Here is a 20,210-nt window from a genome sequence, read left to right as displayed (position 1 = left end):
GTGAGCCGCCGGGCGCCGCTCGGCGCGGCCCTGCTGGTGGCCGGGGCGACCAGCCTGGCCGGCGGGGCGCTGACCGCCGCCGCTCTGCTCGCCGCCGGTCTCGAACCCGTCGGCACGCTCGCCTACGGCGCCGCGGTCGTGGTGGCGGGCTGGGTGTTCGCGGGCGTCGGCGCCGTCGCCGCGCAACTGGCGCGCGACGCCCGCACCGCCACGGTCATCGGCCTGTACGCCCTCGGCCTGGCCTACGTCCTGCGCTACGCCGCCGACGCGAGCGACCGGCCGTGGCTGAAGGCCCTGTCGCCGCTCGGCTGGAGCCACCTGGTGGACGCCTACCGGGCCGACCGCTGGTGGCTGCTCGGCGTCTCCACGCTGGCCGCCGGGGGGTTGTGCGCGCTGGCGTACGCGCTGCTCAACCGCCGGGACCTCGGCTCGGGCCTGCTGCCGGAACGGCCGGGCAAGCAGGAGGCCCCCCGGCTGCGCGGCCCGGTCTCCCTGGCCTGGCGGCTGCACCGCGGCCTGCTGCTGAAGTGGGCGGTGGGGACGGCGGCGTTCGCGGCGATGGGCGGCGCGATGGGCCCGCTGGCCAAGGACGTGCTGGCCCACCCGAGCGTCGTGGTCGCCAACATCACGAACCTGCTCGGCGTCCCCGCGGCGGACGCCCTCGACGGCTACATGTGGTACTACCTGCTGATCCTCGCCTACGGCAGCGCGCTCTACCCGGTGCTCATGGTCGTGCGGCTGCGTTCGGAGGAGACCTCGGGCCGCGCCGCCCAGGTGCAGGCCACGCCCCTGACCCGGGTCCGCTGGGCGGCCGGGCACCTGGCGGTGGCCGCGCTCGGCACGGCCGCGCTGCCGGCGCTCGCCGCCCTCGTCTTCAGCGCCGTGTACGCCGCGCTCCTCGGCGACTTCGCCGGCACCGCGCCGCGCTTCGTGGCCGCCGCCCTGAGCCAGGCCCCGGCGGCGTGGTGCGTCGGGGCGGTCTGCGTGGCGGCCTACGGGCTGCTGCCCCGGGCGAGCGTGCCGCTGTGCTGGGCGGCCTGGATCCTGACCGCCCTGCTCGGACAGGTCGTCGCGCCCTTCTACGGGGTGTGGGGCGGCACGCCGTTCGAGCCGTTCCACTACCTGCCGAACATCATGGCGGGGCAGGCGTTCGGCACGATGCCGGAGCTGACGCTGCTGGCGCTGACGGCCGCGCTCACGGCCGCCGGGCTGCTCGCCCTGCGGCGGCGCGACGCCGGCTGAGGAGACGTGGCGTCCCGGCGGTATCCGGAATTCTGGCACGAGGGTCAGGCTGAGAGCCGGTGAAGGCGGGTACAACCCGTTCCCCCACGATGAAGGAGGGCCGATGATCCCAGGTTGCGGCTCGTGCAACTGTTCCGACGTCTTCGCCACCGCCAAGCCGCCGTGGTGGCAGACGTCCAGCGAAGCACCCTGAATCACCCGCACCCGCCGCCCGTCCCCCGATCGCCGCGGGGACGGGCGGCTCGCGTGCGGGACGGTCAGGCGCGGCGGCGGGCCCGGTAGGCGGCGACGTGCATGCGGTTGCCGCAGGTGCGGCTGTCGCAGTAGACCCGCGAGCGGTTGCGGGACTCGTCGACGAATACGCGGTCGCAGTCGGGGGCCGAGCAAGTGCGCAGGCGCTCCATCTCGCCCTCCACCAGCAGGTGCGCCAGCGCCACGCCGCAGTCGGCGGCCACGTGCTCGGCCAGGGAGGCGTCGGTGGCGAAGTAGTGCACGTGCAGCGGGTGGCCGTCGTGCTCGGTCAGCCTGGGCGTGATGCGCGTCTCGGCGAGCAACGCGTTGAGCGTGCGCACGGCGCTCGCCACGTCGGAGGCCGTGAACACCCGGTGGAACGCCTCGCGCACCATGCGCACCTGGCCGAGGTCGCGGGCGGTCAGCGCGCCGATGCCGCTGATCTGCCGGGACTCCACGAAGGCTTGCAACTCGGCCAGGCTGGCCAGACCGTCGTCGCCGCCGGTGGACGGCGAGGTGTTGACCAGGTCGACAACGGTCGCCAAAGAATGCACCATGTCATGGCCAAACGGCATGTTGACTCCTGTCGGGGCCGGTTCTAGCGTGGTCGCAGCGTATCTCTCCCATGGGACTCCGGGGGTTTCCGTGAGTGCATATCGGCGTATCGTCCTGATCGCGATCGCCGGAGCACTGATCATCTCCACCTCCGCGCCCCTGGTGCGGCTGGCCGGTGCGTCGCCCGCGACGTCGGCGTTGTTCCGCTGCGCGTACGCGGTGCCGCCCATGCTGCTGCTCGCCTGGCTCGAACGGCGGAAGCTGGGGCCCCTGCCCTGGCGGAACGCGCTGCCGGCCTGGGCGGCGGGCGTGCTGTTCTCACTCGACCTGTTGTTCTGGCACCAGTCGATCAAGCTGGTCGGCGCGGGCCTGGCCACCGTGCTGGGCAACCTGCAGGTGTTCATCGTGGCCTTCGCCGCCTGGGGCCTGTTCCGCGAGCGCCCGTCCAACCGGCTCATGGCGAGCACGCCGATCGTCTTCGGCGGGGTCGTGCTGATCTCCGGGGTGTTCGACGGCGCGGCGTACGGGCTCGACCCCGTCATGGGCGCCGTCACCGGGCTGGCGACCTCCGTCGTGTACGCCGCCTACCTGCTGCTCATGAAGGCCGGGCCGGGCCGGACGGCAGGGCCCCTGGCGCACGCGACCGTCGTGGCCACCGTGCTGATCGCCGCGCTCAGCCCGCTGTTCGGCGGGGCCGACCTGGCGCCGGAATGGCCGGCGCACGGGTGGCTGCTGCTGCTCGCGCTGGGGCCGCAGGTGGCCGGATGGCTGCTGATCACCTACTCGCTCCCCAGGCAGCCCGCGGCGCTCACGGCGCTGCTGCTGCTCGTGCAGCCGATGACCACGGTCGCCATCTCCACGCTCACGCTGGGGGAGCGGCCCTCCGCGCTGCAGCTCGCCGGGTGCGCCGCCGTCGTGCTGGGCGTGCTGTACGGCTCCCGCGGCCCTCAGCCCACGCGGGCCGGCGCCGAGCAGGACGAGCAGGTGCCGAAGACCTCGACCGTGTGAGTGATCTCGGTGAAGCCGTGGTCGCTGCCGACCGCCTCCGCCCAGCGCTCGACGGCCGGCCCGGCCACCTCGACCGTGTGCCCGCAACGGCGGCAGACCAGGTGGTGGTGATGGTCGTCGCTGGCGCACGCCCGGTAGACCGACTCGCCCTCGTCGGTGCGCAGCACGTCGACCTGGCCGCAGTCGGCCAGCGCCTGCAGCGCCCGGTAGACGGTGGTCAACCCGATCTTGGCGCCGTGCAGGCGCATCTCTGCATAGACGTCCTGGGCGCTGCGGAACCCCTCGCTGCGGCGAAGGGTGTCGTGCACGGCATCGCGCCTCGTCGTCATGCGACCTCCTCGACACGGACATGTGGTCGCCGGCTCACTGGGGACTCCTGGATACGGCCTCGCCGTACGAATTTACCGACAGCCAGGGCCAGGACGAAGCCGGCGAGGGCGAGAAGCACGATCGCCGCGCCCGGAGGCACCCGCGACGACATCGTCGAGGCCAGCAGACCGCCCACCGAGGCGAGCACGCCGAACAGCATCGCCAGGCCCATCGTGGCCCGGAAGCCCCTGGTGAGCTGCTGGCTCGTGGCCACCGGGATCACCATCAGGGCGCTGACCAGCAGCAGGCCGACCACGCGCATGGCGATGACCACGGTGAGCGCGGCGGTGACCGCGATCAGCAGGCTGAGGAAGCGCACCGGCAGGCCGCTGGCCTTGGCCATCTCCTCGTCCTGGCAGAGCACGAACAGCTCCCTGCCGAAGACGACGACCACGCCGATGACGGCCACGGCCAGCGCGCCGATGATCCAGATGTCCTCCCGCGTGACGCTGGCGATGGCGCCGAACAGGTAGGAGTTCAGCTTGGCGTTGCTGCCGCCGGGGGCGATGCCCATGAGCATGACGCCGCCCGCGATGCCGCCGTAGAACAGCAGGGCGAGCGCGACGTCGCCGCTGGTCCGGCCCCGGGCCCTGACCAGCTCGATCGCCACCGCGCCCAGCACCGAGACGACCACGGCCGTCAGCACCGGCGCGGTGCCGGTCAGGAAGCCCAGCGCCACGCCGGTCAGCGCGACGTGCCCGATGCCGTCGCCGAGCAGCGACAGCCTGCGCTGCACGATGAACGTGCCCACCGCGGGCGCGCACAGCCCCACCAGCAGCGCGGCGATCAGCGCGAGCTGGAAGAGGTTCTCCTGCAGAAGGTCGATCATCGCGGTTCTCCCTGCCAGCCGGTCAGCGGGCCGGCTGGCGGCTCCTCGGCGTGCGGATGCTGGTGCTCGTGTCCGGGCCTGGCGCACTCGCCCTCGGGCCGCGGCGGCTCGCCGTCGTGCGCGACGCGGCCCTCGCGGACCACGACGCCGCGGGTGATCAGCGGCTCCAGCGGGCCCAGCTCGTGGGCGACCAGGACGATCGTCTTGCCGTCGCGGACCAGGCCGCCCAGCGTGTCGGCCAGGAGCTGCTGGGTCTCGGCGTCGACGCCCGCCGTGGGCTCGTCCATCACGTACGTGTCGGGCTCCCCGGCCAGGGCGCGGGCGATGAGCACGCGCTGCTGCTGGCCGCCGGAGAGCGACTGCACGGGATCGCCGGCCCGGCCGGTCAGGTCGACCGCGTCGAGGGCGTGCGCGACCGCCGCCCGGTCGGCCGCGCTGGTCCTGCGCAGCCGGCTCTGCCTGGCGACGCGGCCCGAGGCCACGACCTCGCGGACGGTGGCGGGCACGCCGCCGCCGACCTGGAGGCGCTGGGGCACGTAGCCGATGCGCCACCAGTCGCGGAACCGGGCGGGCGGGGAGCCGTACAGGAGGGTCTGGCCGCCGGACAGCGGGGTGAGGCCGAGCAGCGCGCGGACCAGGGTGGACTTGCCCGAGCCGTTGGCCCCCAGGAGGGCCACCACCTCGCCGGGGCAGACGGTCAGGTCGACGCCGCGCAGGATCTGCCGGCCGTCGAAGCTGACCCGGCCGCCGGTCATCGCGAAGGCCGTCTCGCTCATGCCGCGCACCCCAGCGCCGTGCGGAGGGTCTTGAGGTTGTCGCGCATGGCCGTCAGGTAGTCGCCGGCGGGCTTGCTCTCCAGCGGGTCGAGCACGGCCGTCTTCGCGCCGACCTCGCCGGCCAGCACCTCGGCCACCTTCGGGCTCACCAGGGACTCGGTGAAGATCGTGGTGGCGCCCTCGGCCCTGGCCAGCGCGGCCACCTCCGACAGGCGCTTGGGCGACGGCTCGGTCTCGGGGTCGAGCGTGATGCCCACCTGCTTGAGCTTGTAGCGGTCGGCCAGGTAGCCGAACGCCTCGTGCGCGGTGACCAGCGTCTTGCCGGCGCAGCCGGCCAGGCCCTTGGCGAACTCCTGGTCGAGGCCGCCCAGCACGCCCGCCGCGGTGGCGGCGCGGTCCTTGTACGCCTGCGCGTGGGCGGGGTCGGCGGCGGCCAGCCGCTCGCCCAGCTTTCCGGCGACCGTGGCCAGCCGGGACGGGTCGAGCCAGATGTGCGGGTCGTAGGAGACGCCGTGCTCCTCCGCGTGGCCCTCCTCATCGGCGTGCCCGCCCGCCGGGATCGTCGTGACGACGGCGGCGGCGTCGAAGGCGGTGTCGGCGGAGACGGCGTCGTCAACGGCCGGCTGCACGCCCTTGACGTAGACCGTGAGGGCGGCGTCCTGGAGCTTGGTCATCTGCTGGATGCCCAGCTCCAGGTCGTGCGGCTCGACGCCGGGCGCGGTCAGGACGGTCACGTCGGCGTCGGGCCCGGCCACCTGCTCCGTGAGCCACTGGAGCGGGTAGAAGGCGGCGATCACCGCGGGCCTGCCGCCCGCGGCGGTCTCGGTGCTCTCCGCGGCCCCGGCGCCACAGGCGGACGTGGCCAGCAGGGCTGCTCCGGCGAGGAAGGTTACGGCGCGCATTGGGGGCGTACGGGACATCACGCCCTCAAGTATGGAGAAAATGAAAATGATTGTCAAAATCTCCGGCGGGCCGGACTAGAACGGCGGGCCGGACTAGAACGCCCCAAACCGGTCAGCCGCCAGGAGCGCCAGGAAGACCAGCATCACGACCCGCAGCAGCCGCCCGCCGATCCCCAGCGACGGCCACGACAGGTACGCCAGCCAACCGACGAACGCCAGCACCACCAGCGCCGCCACGCCGCCCAGCCAGTTGGCCAGCGCGAAGGCGGCCAGCAGCAGGATCACCAGCACGGCGGGGGCCACCCACCTGGGCACCTGCGTGAACAGAAACGTCATCGGGACCGCGCTGCGCCGCTCGACGGCCTTGCGCGCGCCGCCCGCGCCCGGCGTGAAGAACTGCTCGCCCTGGGGCAGCGGGCGCTTGTTTTTGGAGGCCACGTCGAGAGCCTATGGGAGTTCGCCTGACAGCAGGGTGCGCACCTCTAGGCTGGGCTGGTGCTCGCCGTGATCCGATACACCGTGCCAGAGTCCCAGTCCCAGGACTTCCTCAAGCAGGGCCACGCCATCCTCGACACCTTCGCCGCCCAGCCGGGTTTCCACCGCGGGCGGCTGGCCCGCTCGGTCGACGAGCCCAACCTGTGGGCGCTGGTCAGCGAATGGGAGGGCGCGGGGTTCTACCGCAGGGCGCTGTCGGCCTCCAGGATGGTCATGTACCCGTTGATGATCCTCATGGTCAACGAACCCAGCGCGTACGAGGACGTGTACACGCAAGAGGGTGCGTAGCGATACTCGCGCGCGGGACCGGGTGAGCGTCCCCTAAGCTGGGATCTCACCGAATTCACTCGCCGACCTCCAGCCGGAAAGAGACGCAACCAAAATGGCACGACGCACCGACGTCATGGACACCATCGTCAGCCTCGCCAAGCGCCGCGGGCTCGTTTACCCGTCGAGCGAGATCTACGGCGGACTTCGCGCGTCGTGGGACTACGGTCCTCTGGGTGTCGAGCTGAAGAACAACGTCAAGCGGCAGTGGTGGCTGTCGATGGTCCAGTCGCGCGACGACGTGGTGGGCCTCGACTCCTGCGTCATCCTTGCCCCCGAGGTCTGGCGGGCCAGCGGCCACGTCGAGACCTTCACCGACCCGCTGACCGAGTGCCAGTCGTGCCACAAGCGCTTCCGCGCCGACCACCTCGTCGAGGCGTACGAGGAGAAGAACGGCAAGGAGCCCGAGAACGGCCTGGCCGACATCACCTGCCCCAACTGCGGCAACAAGGGCACCTTCACCGAGCCCCGGCAGTTCAGCGGCCTGCTCAAGACCTTCCTCGGCCCGGTGGAGGACGAGTCGGGCCTGGCCTACCTGCGCCCGGAGACCGCCCAGGGCATCTTCATCAACTACCTCAACGTGCAGCAGTCGGCGCGCAAGAAGGTCCCGTTCGGCATCGGCCAGGTCGGCAAGTCCTTCCGCAACGAGATCACCCCGGGCAACTTCATCTTCCGCACCCGCGAGTTCGAGCAGATGGAGATGGAGTTCTTCGTCAAGCCCGGCACCGACGAGGAGTGGCACCAGTACTGGATCGACGAGCGGTTCCGCTGGTACTCCGACCTGGGCATCAACAAGGACAACCTGCGCCTCTACGAGCACCCGCAGGAGAAGCTGTCCCACTACGCCAAGCGCACCGTCGACGTCGAGTACCGCTTCAACTTCCAGGGCTCGGAGTGGGGCGAGCTCGAAGGCATCGCCAACCGGACCGACTTCGACCTCACCGCCCACTCCAAGGCCTCGGGCGTCGACCTGAGCTTCTTCGAGCAGGACACCGGTGAGCGTTACGTCCCCTACGTCATCGAGCCGGCCGCCGGCGTCGACCGGGCCACGCTCACCTTCCTGCTCGACGCCTACACCGAGGACGAGGCGCCCAACGCCAAGGGCGTCATGGAGAAGCGCACGGTGCTGAAGCTCGACCACCGGCTCGCGCCGGTCAAGGCCGCGGTGCTGCCGCTGTCGCGCAACGCCGACCTGTCGCCGAAGGCCCGCGACCTGGCCGCGCAGCTGCGCAGGCGGTGGAACGTCGAGTTCGACGACGCGGGCGCGATCGGCCGCCGCTACCGCCGCCAGGACGAGATCGGCACCCCGTTCTGCATCACCGTCGACTTCGACACCCTCGAAGACCACGCGGTGACGATCCGCGAGCGCGACAGCATGGCCCAGGAGCGCATCGCCATCGACCAGGTCGACTCCTACCTACGCCAGCGTCTCAACGACTGATCGCGGTTTCACCTCGCCAGCGCCGCCCCGGCTCTCCGCCGCGGGCGGCGCTCGCGTTTTCCAGCCAGACTGCAGGACAAACCGGGTCGGTCAGGATAGGTGGCGGCCGAACCAGGTCAGCACGTAGTCGTAGGCCTGCGAGGCGGCCCGTTCGTCGTAGCGGGCGCCCGTGTCGTTGAAGAAGGCGTGGCCGACGCCGGGGACGGTCACCAGCTCGTGGGTGAGCCCGGCCTTCGTCAGCGCCGCCTCGGCCGCGTCCCTGGTGGCGTTGACGCGGTCGTCGTGCTCGGCGTAGATCGCCAGCACGGACGCCTTGGCCTCGGTCAGGTCCGCGTCGTCGGGCAGCGGGCCGTAGAAGGGCGCGGCGGCCGCCAGCCGGGTCTCCCCGGACGACAGCAGCAGCCACGTCATCCCGCCGCCGAAGCAGAACCCGATCATGCCCAGCCCGGCGCCCTCGGCCCGCTTCTCCAGCTCGTCGACGGCCGCCTTCATGTCGGCCACGAACCGTTCCTGGGGGATCTCGCCCAGCTTGGCCGTGACCTGGGCGGTGTCGGCGAACGCGGCCGTGCCGCCGTCCCGGGAGAGCAGGTCGGGCGCCAGGGCCGAGTAGCCGCCTGCGGCCAGCCGGCCGGCGACCGAGCGGATGTGGTCGGTCAGCCCGCGGTTCTCGTGCATGACCAGCACCGCGCCCTTGGGGACGGCGGCGGGGGACCAGGCGGCCCGCAGGGTGGTCCCGTCCGGGCCGGGGAACGTGATCTCCTGCGTGGGCAGCGGGGCCGGGCCCGCGGGGGAGGCCGTGCCGGACGGCGAGGCCGCGAGCGGCGTAGGCGTGCTCGCCGGGTCGGTGTCGGGGGTGGCGCCGCAGGCGGCGAGGAGAGCAGTGGCGGCGGGGAGGGTGAGCCCGAGGAGGCCCAGGCGGCGCAGGGCCTCGCGCCGCGAGATCAGGCCCTCTACGTGGTCGAGTGCCACTTCTTCTGCCAAATATCGCTGGAAGGGCGTCATGGTCGAAAGATCTAATGGTGAACACCGAAAAATCGTGTAAAGGCGATAGTTATGTGGTTTTTCGCTGGCGTTTGGTGAGGTGGTGCTGGAGCCGGGAACGCCGCTCCGGCCCCATGGCGTGACCCCTCATCCGGAACTATGGTCAAGATCATGCGACTGCTGGTGGTCGAGGACGAGGAAGACCTGGTCGACGCGTTACGGGTGGGTCTGGTCCGGGCGGGCTACGCGGTGGATGTGGCCTACGACGCGCCGTCGGCGCACGAGAAGCTGGAGGTCAACACCTACGACCTGGTGCTGCTCGACCTGAACCTGCCCGGCGGCGACGGCTTCGAGCTCTGCCGTTCGGTACGGGCCGCCGGCCGCGGGGTGCGGATCATCATGGTCACCGCCCGCGACCGACTCGACGACCGGGTGCGCGGCCTCGACGAGGGCGCCGACGACTACCTGGTCAAGCCGTTCGCCTTCCCCGAGCTGCTGGCCAGGGTGCGGGCGCTGCTGCGCAGGGACACCGGCGGCACCGCCGTCCTCCAGGTGGGCGGGCTGCGCATCGACACCGCCCGCATGGAGGTGTCCCTCGACGGCCGCTCCCTGGCCCTGACCCCCAAGGAGTACGGCGTGCTGCACTACCTGATGACCCGTCCCGGCCACGTGGTCTCCACCGAGGAGCTGCTCGAACACGTCTGGGACGAGCACGCCGACCCGTTCACCAACACCGTCCGGGTCACCGTCGGCAACCTGCGCCGCAAGCTCCAGGAGGACGGCCTCATCGAGACGGTGATCAGCCGCGGCTACCGGCTCAGGGAGCCGGCGTGATCCACACCATCCGCTTCCGGCTCACCGTGCTCTACTCGGGGCTGCTGTTCGTGCTGGCCGCGCTGGTGCTGGGCGGCATCTACGTCGCGGTCTCCAAGACCACCGAGGAACGCCCGTACTCGACCGAGTACGCCAAGGCGTACCGCGGCAACCAGTACGTGGGCAAGCAGGAGGTCGTCTTCATCGAGGAGGTCGAGAACGAGGTCAACATCAGGACGCTGGCCACGCTGCGCGACTACTCGCTGGCCACCCTGGCCGGGCTCTACCTGGCGTCCCTGGGCATCGGCTGGGTGTTGTCGGGACGGGTGCTGCGTCCGGTCCGGTCGATCACCCGGACGACGGAGGAGATCCAGGCGACCGACCTGACGCGGCGGATCAGGCTGGGCGGCTCGCGCGACGAGCTCAAGGACCTGGCCGACACCATCGACACCATGCTCGACCGGCTGGAGGAGGCGTTCAGCGCGCAGCGCCGGCTGATCGACGACGCCTCGCACGAGCTGCGCAGCCCACTGACGATCATCCGGGCCAACGTGGACGCCGTGCTCGCCTCGCCGGACGCCAGCGAGGCGGAGCGGGCCAGGGCCGTGCAGATCGTGGACCGGGCGACCACCCGCATGACCAGGCTCGTGGAGGACCTGCTGGCCAGCGCCCGGCGGCAGGCGACCGCGTTCGCCGACACCGACCTCGACCTGAGCAGGGTGGCGCGGGAGGCGTGCGAGGAGTACGCGGCGCCGGCCGCCGCCCGCGGCCTGACGATCACCCGGCGGCTGGATCGGAACCTGGAGATGACCGGCGACCAGGACGCGCTGCGCCGGGCCGTGGCCAACCTGCTGTCCAACGCGGTGCGCCTGACCCCGCCGGGCGGCGGCGTCCGGGTGGAGGCCGGCCGGTCGGGCGGCTGGTTGTGGGTCGCGGTCAGGGACGACGGGCCCGGCCTCGGCGTGGCCGAGCAGGAGCGGGTCTTCGACCGGTTCTGGCGCGGCGAGGCCAGCCGGCGCGACCGGCACACGGGGCTCGGCCTGGCCATCGTCCGGCAGATCGTGGAGTCGCACGGGGGACGGGTGGCGGTGTTCTCCAGGCTCGGGCAGGGGGCCACGTTCGTGTTGTGGCTGCCGCCGCGCGACGGCGCGGCCGGCCCGGCGCCCGAGACCAACCCCATGCCCGCCTGACCGCCCGCCCTCCCTGACCGCCTCGCGTGACCCGCGTCGTGGGGCCCGCGCCGACGGGCCTGTGCGTCCTACTCCACCACGCGCCCGACGAGCTGCCCCTCACGCGCCACCGCCACGCAGTACGCCGTGCGGTGGCGCGGCCACTCCTCCTCCAGCGGCGGTAACGCGGTCACCTTGACCTCGCTCCGCCTGCCCGGCGCGATCCGCAGCCGCGGCGCGCAGAAGTCCGTGGCCTGCCGCCGGGCCTGCTCGGCGCCCGGCCACGCCCCCTCCGGCACGACGTAGATCATGCCGAACTCGGCCGCGTGCGGGTTGCCGCACGGCACGATCGTCGCGATCAGGTCGTCGGGGATGGACACGAGGCAGTCGCCCGGCCGGAGCTGGGTGGCGTGCCGCTGTTCCGCTCCCGGCACCGTCGACCCCCCGGAGGGCTCGGGCGTTCCCGAGCCGCAGGCGGACAGCGCCAGGACCAGGCAGGCGGCCATCAGACCTCGGGGCGTCGTGCGGGGCATGCGAGCAGAGTGTCATGCCTCGATCACGTCCATATCGCGGAACGACCCGAGCTCGGTCACGTTGAGCGATCACGACGGCCGCCGGCCGGTCGCGGGGGCCGGAGGTCCAGGTAGATCACCGTGTCCGCGGGGACTTGGCCGATCCCGCGACGAAGTCTGCACGACGCTTTGGCTTGCCGCGAGCCGCCATGGGCGTCTCCTGGCGGGACCGGATCCGATTCCCCACCTCTCGCTCCTCTTTCTCAAGAATTGGTGTAAACCAATTGGTATAAACCAATTTATCGGGCAGCGGTCCTATAATTGGATTAGACCTGTCACGGGCGGTTGACCTGCAAAAACGATGACTTAACCGAGGAGTGCAGTTTCATCATCAATTTCGCCGGTAGAGTCCCGGGCAGAAGCGTTGGATTGGAGCTGTGGTGGCCAAGTACGTTTACGACTTCACCGAGGGCAACAGGAATCTCAAGGATCTTCTCGGTGGAAAGGGCGCGAATCTCGCCGAGATGACGAATCTCGGGCTGCCCGTACCCCCCGGATTCACGATCACCACTGAAGCCTGCCGTCACTACCTGACGGAAGGCGCTCTTCCCGACGGCCTGGAGCGCGAGGTCGCCGAGCACCTGGACGCCCTGGAGGCCCAGATGGGCCGCCGGCTCGGTCAGGCCGACGACCCGCTGCTGGTCAGCGTACGGTCGGGCGCGAAGTTCTCCATGCCGGGCATGATGGAGACGGTCCTCAACATCGGGCTCAACGACGAGTCGGTGCACGGCCTGGCCAAGCAGGCGGGCGGCAACGACCGCTTCGCCTGGGACTCCTACCGCCGGTTGATCCAGATGTTCGGCAAGACCGTGCTCGGCCTCGACGGCGACCTGTTCGAGCACGCGCTCGACGAGCTGAAGGGCCGCCGCCAGGACACCGACCTCGACGCGGGCGAGCTGCAGGGTCTGGTCGAGACCTACAAGGGCATCGTCCGGGAGCAGACCGGCAAGGACTTCCCCGCCGACCCCCGCGAGCAGATGCGGCTGGCCGTCATGGCGGTCTTCGACTCCTGGAACGCCCCGCGCGCCATCCTCTACCGCCGCCAGGAGCGCATCCCGGCCGACCTCGGCACCGCCGTCAACATCGTGGCCATGGTCTTCGGCAACGTCGGCAACGACTCCGGCACCGGCGTCGCCTTCACCCGCGACCCCGGCTCCGGCCAGCAGGGCATCTACGGCGACTACCTGCAGAACGCCCAGGGCGAGGACGTCGTCGCCGGCATCCGCAACACCATCCCCCTCCAGGAACTCGAACGCCTCGACAAGCGCTCCTACGACGAGCTGCTGCAGATCATGGAGACGCTGGAGAACCACTACAAGGACCTGTGCGACATCGAGTTCACGATCGAGCGCGGCAAGTTGTGGATGCTCCAGACGCGGGTCGGCAAGCGCACCGCCGCGGCCGCCTTCTGCATCGCCACCCAGCTCGTCGACCAGGGCCTGATCACCCTCGACGAGGCCGTCACCCGCGTCACCGGCGACCAGCTCGCCCAGCTCATGTTCCCCCGCTTCGACGGCGGCGCCGAGAAGAAGAAGATCGCCAAGGGCATGAACGCCTCGCCGGGCGCCGCCGTCGGCAAGGTCGTCTTCTCCTCCGAGCGCGCCGTCGAGCTGGCCGGGCAGGGCGAGGACGTCATCCTCGTCCGCCGCGAGACCAACCCCGACGACCTGGCCGGCATGATCGCCGCCAAGGGCATCCTGACCAGCCGCGGCGGCAAGACCTCGCACGCCGCCGTGGTCGCCCGCGGCATGGGCAAGACGTGCGTGTGCGGCGCCGAGGAGCTGGAGGTCTCCACCGGCGAGCGCACGTTCACCGCCCCCGGCGGCGAGGTCGTCGCCGAAGGGGACGTGATCTCCATCGACGGCACCACCGGCGAGGTCTACCTCGGCGAGGTCCCGGTCGTGGACTCGGCCGTCGTCGAGTACTTCGAGGGCGCGCAGCCGGACGACGACCTGGTCAGGGCCGTGGACCGGATCATGGGCCACGCCGACTCCGTGCGCCGGCTCCGCGTCCGCGCCAACGCCGACACCCCCGAGGACGCCGCGCGGGCCCGCCGCTTCGGCGCCCAGGGCATCGGCCTGTGCCGCACCGAGCACATGTTCCTCGGCGAGCGCCGCCAGCTCGTCGAGGACCTCGTCCTGGCCGACGGCGACCAGGAGCGGCAGGCCGCGCTCGACGCCCTCGAACCCCTGCAGAAGGCCGACTTCATCGGCATCTTCAAGGCCATGGGCGGCGACCCGGTCACCATCCGGCTCATCGACCCGCCCCTGCACGAGTTCCTGCCGGACCTGGTGGACCTGTCGGTCAAGGTCGCCACCTCGCCCGACGTGACCGACAAGGACCGCAGGCTGCTGTCCGCCGTCAAGAGGCTGCACGAGCAGAACCCGATGCTGGGCCTGCGCGGCGTGCGGCTCGGCCTGGTGATCCCCGGGCTGTTCGCCATGCAGGTGCGGGCGATCGCCCAGGCCGCGGCCGAGGTCCCGGGCGCGCGTCCGGAGATCATGATCCCGCTGGTGGCGTCGGTCCAGGAGCTGGAGTCCGTACGCGAGGAGGCGACCAGGATCCTCGCGGAGACCGGCGTCGAGGCGCTGATCGGCACCATGATCGAGGTGCCGAGGGCGGCGCTGACGGCGGGCCAGATCGCCGAGGCCGCCGAGTTCTTCTCCTTCGGCACGAACGACCTGACCCAGATGACCTGGGGCTTCAGCCGCGACGACGTCGAGGCCGCCTTCTTCTCGCGCTACCTGGAGCTCGGCATCTTCGGCGTCAGCCCGTTCGAGACCCTGGACCGCGACGGCGTCGGAAGGCTGGTCAGGATCGCCGTCGAGGAGGGCCGCGCGGCCCGCCCCGACCTGCACGTCGGCATCTGCGGCGAGCACGGCGGCGACCCCGACTCGGTGCACTTCTGCCACGAGGTCGGCCTCGACTACGTCTCCTGCTCCCCGTTCCGCATCCCGGTGGCCCGGCTGGAGGCCGGTCGCGCGGCCCTGACCGACACCGACTCCGACACCCGCTGACGAGCGCGGCGGCCGGGGCCCCTGCCCCCGGCCGCCCCTACCCGCGGCGCCGGTTGGCCAGCGCCACGGCGGTGAACACCACGATCCCGATCAGAAGGAAGAAGAGCACGAAACCGATGATGATCTCCGGGACGCCTAAGTTCACGGGGGTTCCCTCCCTGCCGGCGCTCCCTGGAGGAGCGCTCCTTGCGACGGATCGTAGGAGCGCCCGGTTGAAGATCTGTTGATTTCCTGTCCACGAACCCCGGAGATCGCGCGAAAAGCGGCTTTTGGGATACTTTCCGGCATGAAAGATCTCCTGGAATGGGAGCTGCGGCCCGCCGGGCCGGACGAGGTGGAGGCCATCGCGGAGCTGCGGGCCACGGTGATGCGCCCCGACCTGGAACGGCTGGGCCGCTTCGACGAGCACCGGGTACGGCAGCGCTTCCGCGACTCCTTCGCTCCCGGGCACACCTCCGTCATCCTGGCCGGCGGCGCCTTCGCCGGCTGCGTCACCCTGCGCCCCGCCGAGGACGGGCACTGGCTGGAGCACTTCTACCTCGCCCCCGCCGTCCAGGGACGCGGGCTCGGCTCGGCCGTGCTGCGGGCGCTGCTGGACCGCGCCGACGCCGAGCGCGCGACCGTGCGCCTGGTCGTCCTGCGGGGCAGCGCCGCCCAGCGGCTCTACGCGCGGCACGGCTTCACCGTCGAGGGCGAGGACCAGGTCGACGTCCTCATGGTCCGCCGGCCGGACGCCGGGCAGCCCGCGACCGGTTAACGGGGCAGGGCCTCCTCGGCCGGCACGTAGTCGTGCCGCATCCCGTGGTCGCCCAGCCACTGCCGCAGCCCGGCCACGGCCTCCGGATCACCCGCCACCCTGGCCGCGTACTCGGCCAGGGCCACCTCCTCGCCGTCCTCGAACAGCAGCCGGGCGGGGCCCGACCAGGACAGCGTCCACCTGGCCTCGCCTAGCTGGATCAGCACCGCCTCCAGCGCCTGCCCCAGCACCCCGGCGAGCAGCGTCTCCGACGGCTTCCAGCCCAGCTCGCGCAGCCGTTCGGCCAGCTCCGCCTGGCGGCCCCTGGCGATCGCCTCGAAGGCCGCGTCGAGGTAGGGCCGCGTCGCCCCCATCACCCGCTGTCCCGCCACCGCCAGGTCGTGCAGGGCCTCGGCGTTGCGCGCGGCGTACATGCCCTGGGCCACCAGCTCGTCCCACGGCACCGGGCGCAGCCCGGCCAGCGCCTCCGGCGTCCACATCGACCGCTCGACCGCCTCGGCCGCGACGTCGGGATCGCGCAGCAGCGTCAGGGCCGGACGCGGATCGGGGACGTGCTCAGGCTCGGGCAGCACCGCGATGGCGGCCAGCCGGTCGGCCAGGCTGGGATGGGAGTCGTACGGCGAGACCTCCTCGGGCCGCTCGCCCAGCCGGGCGATCTCGGCCCGCCGGCCGGGGTCGTTCATCAGCGCGTGGAAGCCGCCGAACACCGAGGCCGGACGGGTGCCGCCCACGCCGGTCAGCGACAGGTAGTCGCCGGCGTACAGGTCCCAGCCCAAGGAGGTGTCGTGGATCTTGCGGAGCGCGCCCGACATGGCCTGGCGCCCGCCGATCGCCACCGCGAACTCGTCGGCCTCCAGCTCCTGGCGACGCGACACGGCTTGCGACACCCGCAGGTAGAGCTTGGCGTACCCGGCGAAGAGCCGTTGAATGATCGGATGGTTGCCCAGCCCCTGCACGGTCGCGATCAGCGAGACCCGCCCCCGGTAGACGGGCGCGCCGAGCCGCGTGTGCGCCCCGCTGTAGTGGCCCAGCTCGTGCCCCAGCACGGCGCGCAGCTCGTCGACGGTGAGCGTCTGGAGCAGCGGCAGCCCGATGAACATGCGCCGCCGCGTCGCGCGCAGCCCGAGGAACCGGGTGTCCTCCGAGACCGCCGCGTTCACCTCGGGGACGAGCCGGATCTCGTCGGGCGGCGCGGTGCGCACCCGCCGGGCCAGGTCCTCCACCGCCTGCCAGAGCGCGGGCTCGTGCTCGCGCCCCACCGGCACGCCCGGCAGCTCGCCCCCCTGGTTCCTGCCCACCATGAACAGCGCCCGCACCAGCGCGCCCGCCGCCAGCGTGAGCACGATCGCGACCTTCAGCGCCGCGGCGTGGAAGTCCACCAGCAGCAGGACGTCGAAGAACACGGCGGCCACCAGGATGACGCCGACCAGCACGTAGAAGCCGGCGAGCAGACTGAAGGCCAGCACCGCTCGGAACGCTGTCGTCATGGGGGAGGGCTCCCGGGGAAGGGGTTCTCGCGAGGCTCGACACTAGCGGAGACAGGAAACTGGATAAAATCACTGCACCAATGTCGTACTACGACGAGCACGACCAGGAACGATGGGTCCCGGAACCACCCGGCAACCCCGGCCGCGGTGCGTTCGAACGCGACCGCGCCCGCGTCCTGCACAGCGCCGCGCTGCGCAGGCTGGCGGCCAAGACCCAGGTCGTGGGCCCCGGCGAGACGCTCGGCGGCGGCCAGCACATCCCGCGCACCCGGCTGACCCACTCGCTCGAATGCGCCCAGGTCGGCAGGGAGATGGGCGCCACGCTCGGCGTCGACCCCGACCTGGTCGAGACCGCCTGCCTGGCCCACGACCTCGGCCATCCGCCGTTCGGGCACAACGGGGAGGTGGCGCTCAACGCGCTGGCCACCTCGTGCGGCGGCTTCGAGGGCAACGCCCAGAGCCTGCGCCTGCTCACCCGGCTGGAGGCCAAGGTCCTGACCGACGACGGCCGCAGCGCCGGCCTCAACCTCACCAGGGCCGCACTCGACGCCTCCGTCAAATACCCCTGGACGTGCGAGAAGTCCCCGAAGTTCGGCGTCTACCACGACGACCTGCCGGTCTTCGAGTGGATCAGGGACGGCGCCCCGGAGGGCCGCGTGAGCTTCGAGGCCCAGATCATGGACTGGGCCGACGACGTCGCCTACTCCGTCCACGACCTGGAGGACGCGCTCCACTCCGGCCACGTCACCCCCGAGGCGCTCCAGTCCCCCGTGGAGCGCGGCGCGGTGGCCCGCGTCACCCGCGCCTGGTACGCGCCCGGCGCCGACCTCAACGAGCTGGAGGAGGTCTTCGCCAAACTGATCGCCGACCCGCTGTGGCCGCGCCGCTTCGAGGCCACGCTCGCCGACCTGGCCGGCCTCAAGGCGCTCACCAGCGGCCTGATCGGCCGGTTCTGCCGCTCGGCCCAGACCGCCACCAAGGAGGTCCACGGCGCCCGCCACCGCGCCGACCTCGTCGTGCCGCGCGCCACGCTGCTGGAGTGCGCCCTGCTCAAGGGCGTCACCGCCCACTACGTGATGACCACCGAGGGCCACCACGCCAACCAGGCCAGGCAGCGCGAGCTGATCACCGAGCTGGCCTCGCTGATCACGCTCGGCGCCCCCGCCACCCTCGAACCCGCCTTCCGCCCCGCCTTCCTGGACGCCCCCGACGACCCCGCCCGCGTGCGCGTCGTGATCGACCAGATCGCCTCGCTCACCGACACCTCGGCCGTGGCCTGGCACCGGCGCCTGTCGAAGTGACGGCAGGCCGCCGGGGCCGGTGAAACCGCCCCCACGAGCGGCTTTGCGGACCTGCCTCGTCGGCGGATACTGCGCGCATGGCTACATATGTCATCGTCGGCGCGGGCCTTGCGGGAGCCAAGGCCGCGCAGACGTTGCGCGAGGAGGGCTTCGCCGGCGAGGTCGTGCTCGCCGGCGCGGAGAGCGAACGCCCGTACGAACGGCCGCCCCTGTCCAAGGAGTACCTGCGGGGCGGCGGCGAGCGGGAGAAGATCTACGTCCACGCCCCCGGCTGGTACGCCGACAACGACGTGGAGCTGCGGCTCGGCCTGCCCGTCACCCGCATCGAGCCCCGCAACCACGTCGTCAGGTTCGCCAACGGGTCCCGGCGGGCCTACGACAAGCTGCTGATCGCGACCGGGGCGACGCCGAGACGCCTGCCCGGACCCGCCTACTACCTGCGTACCGTCGAGGACTGCGAGGCGCTCAGGCGGCGCTTCGCCGAGGGCGGCAGCGTCATCGTGGTCGGGGCGTCCTGGATCGGGCTGGAGAGCGCGGCGGCGGCCCGCGCGGCGGGCTGCCCGGTCACCGTCGTCGAGCCCGAGCCCACCGCGCTCAACCGGGCGCTCGGCCCCGAGCTGGGCGCGGTGTTCGCCCGCCTGCACGCCCGCAACGGCGTGGACCTGCGCTTCGGCACCGCCGTCGCCGAGGTCACCGGCACCGGCGTGCGGCTCAGCACGGGGGAGCGGCTGACGGCCGACCTCGTGGTGGCCGGCATCGGCGTCGCGCCCGAGGTGGAGCTGGCCCGCGACGCGGGCCTGGAGGTGCGGCACGGCATCCGCACCGACGCCTCCCTGCGCACCTCGCACCCCGACGTCTACGCCGCCGGCGACGCCGCCGAGCCCTTCCACCCCCTGTACGGCCGGCACGTCCGCGTCGAGCACCGGTCGGGCGCGCTCAGGGGCGGTCCGGCCGCCGCCCGCGCCATGCTCGGCCAGGACGTCGTCCACGACGACATCCCCTACCTCTACACCGACCAGTACGACCTGAGCATGGAGTTCACCGGCGACACCGACGGCCACGACGAGATCGTCTGCCGGGGTTCGCTGGAGGACCTGCGGTTCGTCGCCTTCTGGCTGCGCGCGGGCCGGGTGGTCGCCGGCATGAGCGTCAACATCCGGGACGCCGTACCGGAGATCCAGGAGCTGATCAGGTCGGGCGTCGTCATTGACCGAAAGGAGTTGACGACGGGTCCGCCGTGATCGGGTTGTCGTCCTTGGGCTCGGCGGTCCTGCGCGGCTTCCTGGGCTGCTTGGTGGCCTGCGGCACCTTCTTCGACGTGCACTGGACCGCGCAGCGCGGCGTCTCGCCGAGTTTGCCGCGCAGCGCCAGCGTCTCCTTGCGGGGGGAGAGCGTGCGGTTGCCGGAGCGCCAGGCGTCCAGGTAGTCCCACGGCTCGACCATGCCCCGGCGCACCCACCAGTAGGCCGGGCCGGTCTTCCAGGAGATCGCGAAGTACAGGTTGGAGCCGGCGTCGCGGGCGTTGCCCGATCTGCCCACCCGGCCGAGCAGCTGCCCGGCCTTGACCCGCACGCCTGGCCGCACGCCGTCGGCGACGGAGTCGAGGTGGCCGCCGAGGTAACGCACGCCGTCGTCGCCGATGATCGTGACGAACCGGCCCTCGCGGTCGGCGCCCTTGTCGGTGGAGGGCGCCCACCGGTTCTTGACGTTGACCTCGTCCACGACGCCGTCCACCGGCGCGACGAACGAGCAGCCCTGCGGGGCCCAGATCGTCGTCTTGGGCAGCACCAGCAGGCTGCGCTGGTAGGTCGTGCCGCAACCCTTGACCGGGAACGTGTAGGTGAACTTCGACAGCTTGGGCGGCGGCACCTTGACCGGGTCGTCCCCCTTGGGCGGCCGCTCGGCCTGCTGCTCGCCGTCCTGGCCGGACGGGCCGGG

General features: G+C 71.9%; 20 protein-coding genes. 10 read left to right on the top strand and 10 right to left on the bottom strand.

The window, feature by feature from the left end; all coding sequences use genetic code 11:
• Positions 1 to 1,242 (top strand): ABC transporter permease (locus ACWCSD_RS24645; protein ID WP_449918178.1); only part of this gene is annotated, 1,242 nt, incomplete at its 5' end.
• A gap of 257 nt (positions 1,243 to 1,499) precedes the next feature.
• Here ACWCSD_RS24645 and ACWCSD_RS24640 read toward each other — a convergent pair.
• Positions 1,500 to 2,027: a CGNR zinc finger domain-containing protein gene (locus tag ACWCSD_RS24640; RefSeq protein ID WP_352323427.1), complete on the bottom strand. Its 528-nt coding sequence runs from the start codon at positions 2,025 to 2,027 to the stop codon at positions 1,500 to 1,502.
• Positions 2,028 to 2,118: 91 nt separating this feature from the next.
• On the opposite strand from ACWCSD_RS24640, the gene ACWCSD_RS24635 reads away from it, so the two are divergent.
• A complete protein-coding gene (locus ACWCSD_RS24635; RefSeq protein WP_449918177.1) occupies positions 2,119 to 3,036 on the top strand; it encodes a DMT family transporter in 918 nt (305 codons plus the stop codon).
• Here the strand turns inward: ACWCSD_RS24635 and ACWCSD_RS24630 are convergent.
• From ACWCSD_RS24630 to ACWCSD_RS24610, 5 genes are all read right to left on the bottom strand, one after another.
• Positions 2,976 to 3,365, bottom strand: a complete 390-nt coding sequence (locus tag ACWCSD_RS24630; protein WP_352323403.1) for a Fur family transcriptional regulator — start codon at positions 3,363 to 3,365, stop codon at positions 2,976 to 2,978. The genes ACWCSD_RS24635 and ACWCSD_RS24630 overlap by 61 nt on opposite strands.
• Complete coding sequence (locus ACWCSD_RS24625) at positions 3,362 to 4,234, bottom strand: metal ABC transporter permease (RefSeq protein ID WP_352323402.1); 873 nt, start codon at positions 4,232 to 4,234, stop codon at positions 3,362 to 3,364. Before ACWCSD_RS24625 ends, ACWCSD_RS24630 begins: the two co-directional genes overlap by 4 nt.
• Positions 4,231 to 5,010: a metal ABC transporter ATP-binding protein gene (locus ACWCSD_RS24620; protein ID WP_387672591.1), complete on the bottom strand. Its 780-nt coding sequence runs from the start codon at positions 5,008 to 5,010 to the stop codon at positions 4,231 to 4,233. The genes ACWCSD_RS24625 and ACWCSD_RS24620 overlap by 4 nt, the downstream gene beginning before the upstream one ends.
• On the bottom strand, positions 5,007 to 5,912 hold the full coding sequence (locus tag ACWCSD_RS24615) for a metal ABC transporter substrate-binding protein (protein WP_397160594.1): 906 nt from the start codon (positions 5,910 to 5,912) through the stop codon (positions 5,007 to 5,009). Before ACWCSD_RS24615 ends, ACWCSD_RS24620 begins: the two co-directional genes overlap by 4 nt.
• A 93-nt stretch (positions 5,913 to 6,005) precedes the next feature.
• The gene (locus ACWCSD_RS24610; RefSeq protein ID WP_449918172.1) at positions 6,006 to 6,350 is read right to left on the bottom strand and encodes a DUF6703 family protein; all 345 of its coding nucleotides are present in this window, start codon (positions 6,348 to 6,350) and stop codon (positions 6,006 to 6,008) included.
• A gap of 57 nt (positions 6,351 to 6,407) precedes the next feature.
• Between ACWCSD_RS24610 and ACWCSD_RS24605 the strand changes: the two genes are divergently transcribed.
• Positions 6,408 to 6,695: an antibiotic biosynthesis monooxygenase family protein gene (locus tag ACWCSD_RS24605; protein WP_352352524.1), complete on the top strand. Its 288-nt coding sequence runs from the start codon at positions 6,408 to 6,410 to the stop codon at positions 6,693 to 6,695.
• Positions 6,696 to 6,789: 94 nt separating this feature from the next.
• Positions 6,790 to 8,175, top strand: coding sequence for a glycine--tRNA ligase (locus ACWCSD_RS24600; protein ID WP_397160589.1), 1,386 nt, complete (start codon positions 6,790 to 6,792; stop codon positions 8,173 to 8,175).
• Positions 8,176 to 8,265: 90 nt separating this feature from the next.
• On the opposite strand, the gene ACWCSD_RS24595 is transcribed toward ACWCSD_RS24600, so the two are convergent.
• On the bottom strand, positions 8,266 to 9,177 hold the full coding sequence (locus ACWCSD_RS24595; protein WP_449918169.1) for a dienelactone hydrolase family protein: 912 nt from the start codon (positions 9,175 to 9,177) through the stop codon (positions 8,266 to 8,268).
• 150 nt (positions 9,178 to 9,327) lie between these two features.
• Between ACWCSD_RS24595 and ACWCSD_RS24590 the strand changes: the two genes are divergently transcribed.
• Complete coding sequence (locus ACWCSD_RS24590; RefSeq protein ID WP_352323395.1) at positions 9,328 to 9,990, top strand: response regulator transcription factor; 663 nt, start codon at positions 9,328 to 9,330, stop codon at positions 9,988 to 9,990.
• Complete coding sequence (locus tag ACWCSD_RS24585) at positions 9,987 to 11,159, top strand: HAMP domain-containing sensor histidine kinase (protein WP_397160586.1); 1,173 nt, start codon at positions 9,987 to 9,989, stop codon at positions 11,157 to 11,159. Before ACWCSD_RS24590 ends, ACWCSD_RS24585 begins: the two co-directional genes overlap by 4 nt.
• Positions 11,160 to 11,227: 68 nt before the next feature.
• Here the strand turns inward: ACWCSD_RS24585 and ACWCSD_RS24580 are convergent, their stop codons facing one another.
• Positions 11,228 to 11,671, bottom strand: coding sequence for a hypothetical protein (locus tag ACWCSD_RS24580; protein ID WP_449918166.1), 444 nt, complete (start codon positions 11,669 to 11,671; stop codon positions 11,228 to 11,230).
• 419 nt (positions 11,672 to 12,090) lie between these two features.
• On the opposite strand from ACWCSD_RS24580, the gene ppdK reads away from it, so the two are divergent.
• Positions 12,091 to 14,727 carry a pyruvate, phosphate dikinase gene (gene ppdK / locus ACWCSD_RS24575; protein WP_449918164.1) on the top strand — a complete coding sequence of 879 codons (2,637 nt, stop codon included), beginning with the start codon at positions 12,091 to 12,093 and terminating at the stop codon, positions 14,725 to 14,727.
• Positions 14,728 to 15,013: 286 nt separating this feature from the next.
• Positions 15,014 to 15,484: a GNAT family N-acetyltransferase gene (locus tag ACWCSD_RS24570; protein WP_397160582.1), complete on the top strand. Its 471-nt coding sequence runs from the start codon at positions 15,014 to 15,016 to the stop codon at positions 15,482 to 15,484.
• Here ACWCSD_RS24570 and ACWCSD_RS24565 read toward each other — a convergent pair.
• Positions 15,481 to 16,971, bottom strand: coding sequence for a M48 family metalloprotease (locus tag ACWCSD_RS24565; protein ID WP_397160580.1), 1,491 nt, complete (start codon positions 16,969 to 16,971; stop codon positions 15,481 to 15,483). The two genes, ACWCSD_RS24570 and ACWCSD_RS24565, sit on opposite strands and share 4 nt — an antisense overlap.
• Before the next feature lie 80 nt (positions 16,972 to 17,051).
• Between ACWCSD_RS24565 and ACWCSD_RS24560 the strand changes: the two genes are divergently transcribed.
• Both ACWCSD_RS24560 and ACWCSD_RS24555 read left to right on the top strand, forming a co-directional pair.
• Positions 17,052 to 18,272: a deoxyguanosinetriphosphate triphosphohydrolase gene (locus tag ACWCSD_RS24560; RefSeq protein ID WP_352352533.1), complete on the top strand. Its 1,221-nt coding sequence runs from the start codon at positions 17,052 to 17,054 to the stop codon at positions 18,270 to 18,272.
• Between the two features lie 77 nt (positions 18,273 to 18,349).
• A complete protein-coding gene (locus ACWCSD_RS24555) occupies positions 18,350 to 19,513 on the top strand; it encodes an NAD(P)/FAD-dependent oxidoreductase (protein ID WP_397160578.1) in 1,164 nt (387 codons plus the stop codon).
• On the opposite strand, the gene ACWCSD_RS24550 is transcribed toward ACWCSD_RS24555, so the two are convergent.
• A partial coding sequence (locus ACWCSD_RS24550; protein ID WP_449918160.1) for a M23 family metallopeptidase occupies positions 19,476 to 20,210 on the bottom strand: 735 nt, incomplete at its 5' end. The genes ACWCSD_RS24555 and ACWCSD_RS24550 overlap by 38 nt on opposite strands.

Source organism: Nonomuraea sp. NPDC001684 (assembly GCF_053596515.1).
Note: the sequence above shows the minus strand (reverse complement) of the source record. Positions and strands in the feature narration are given on the sequence as shown.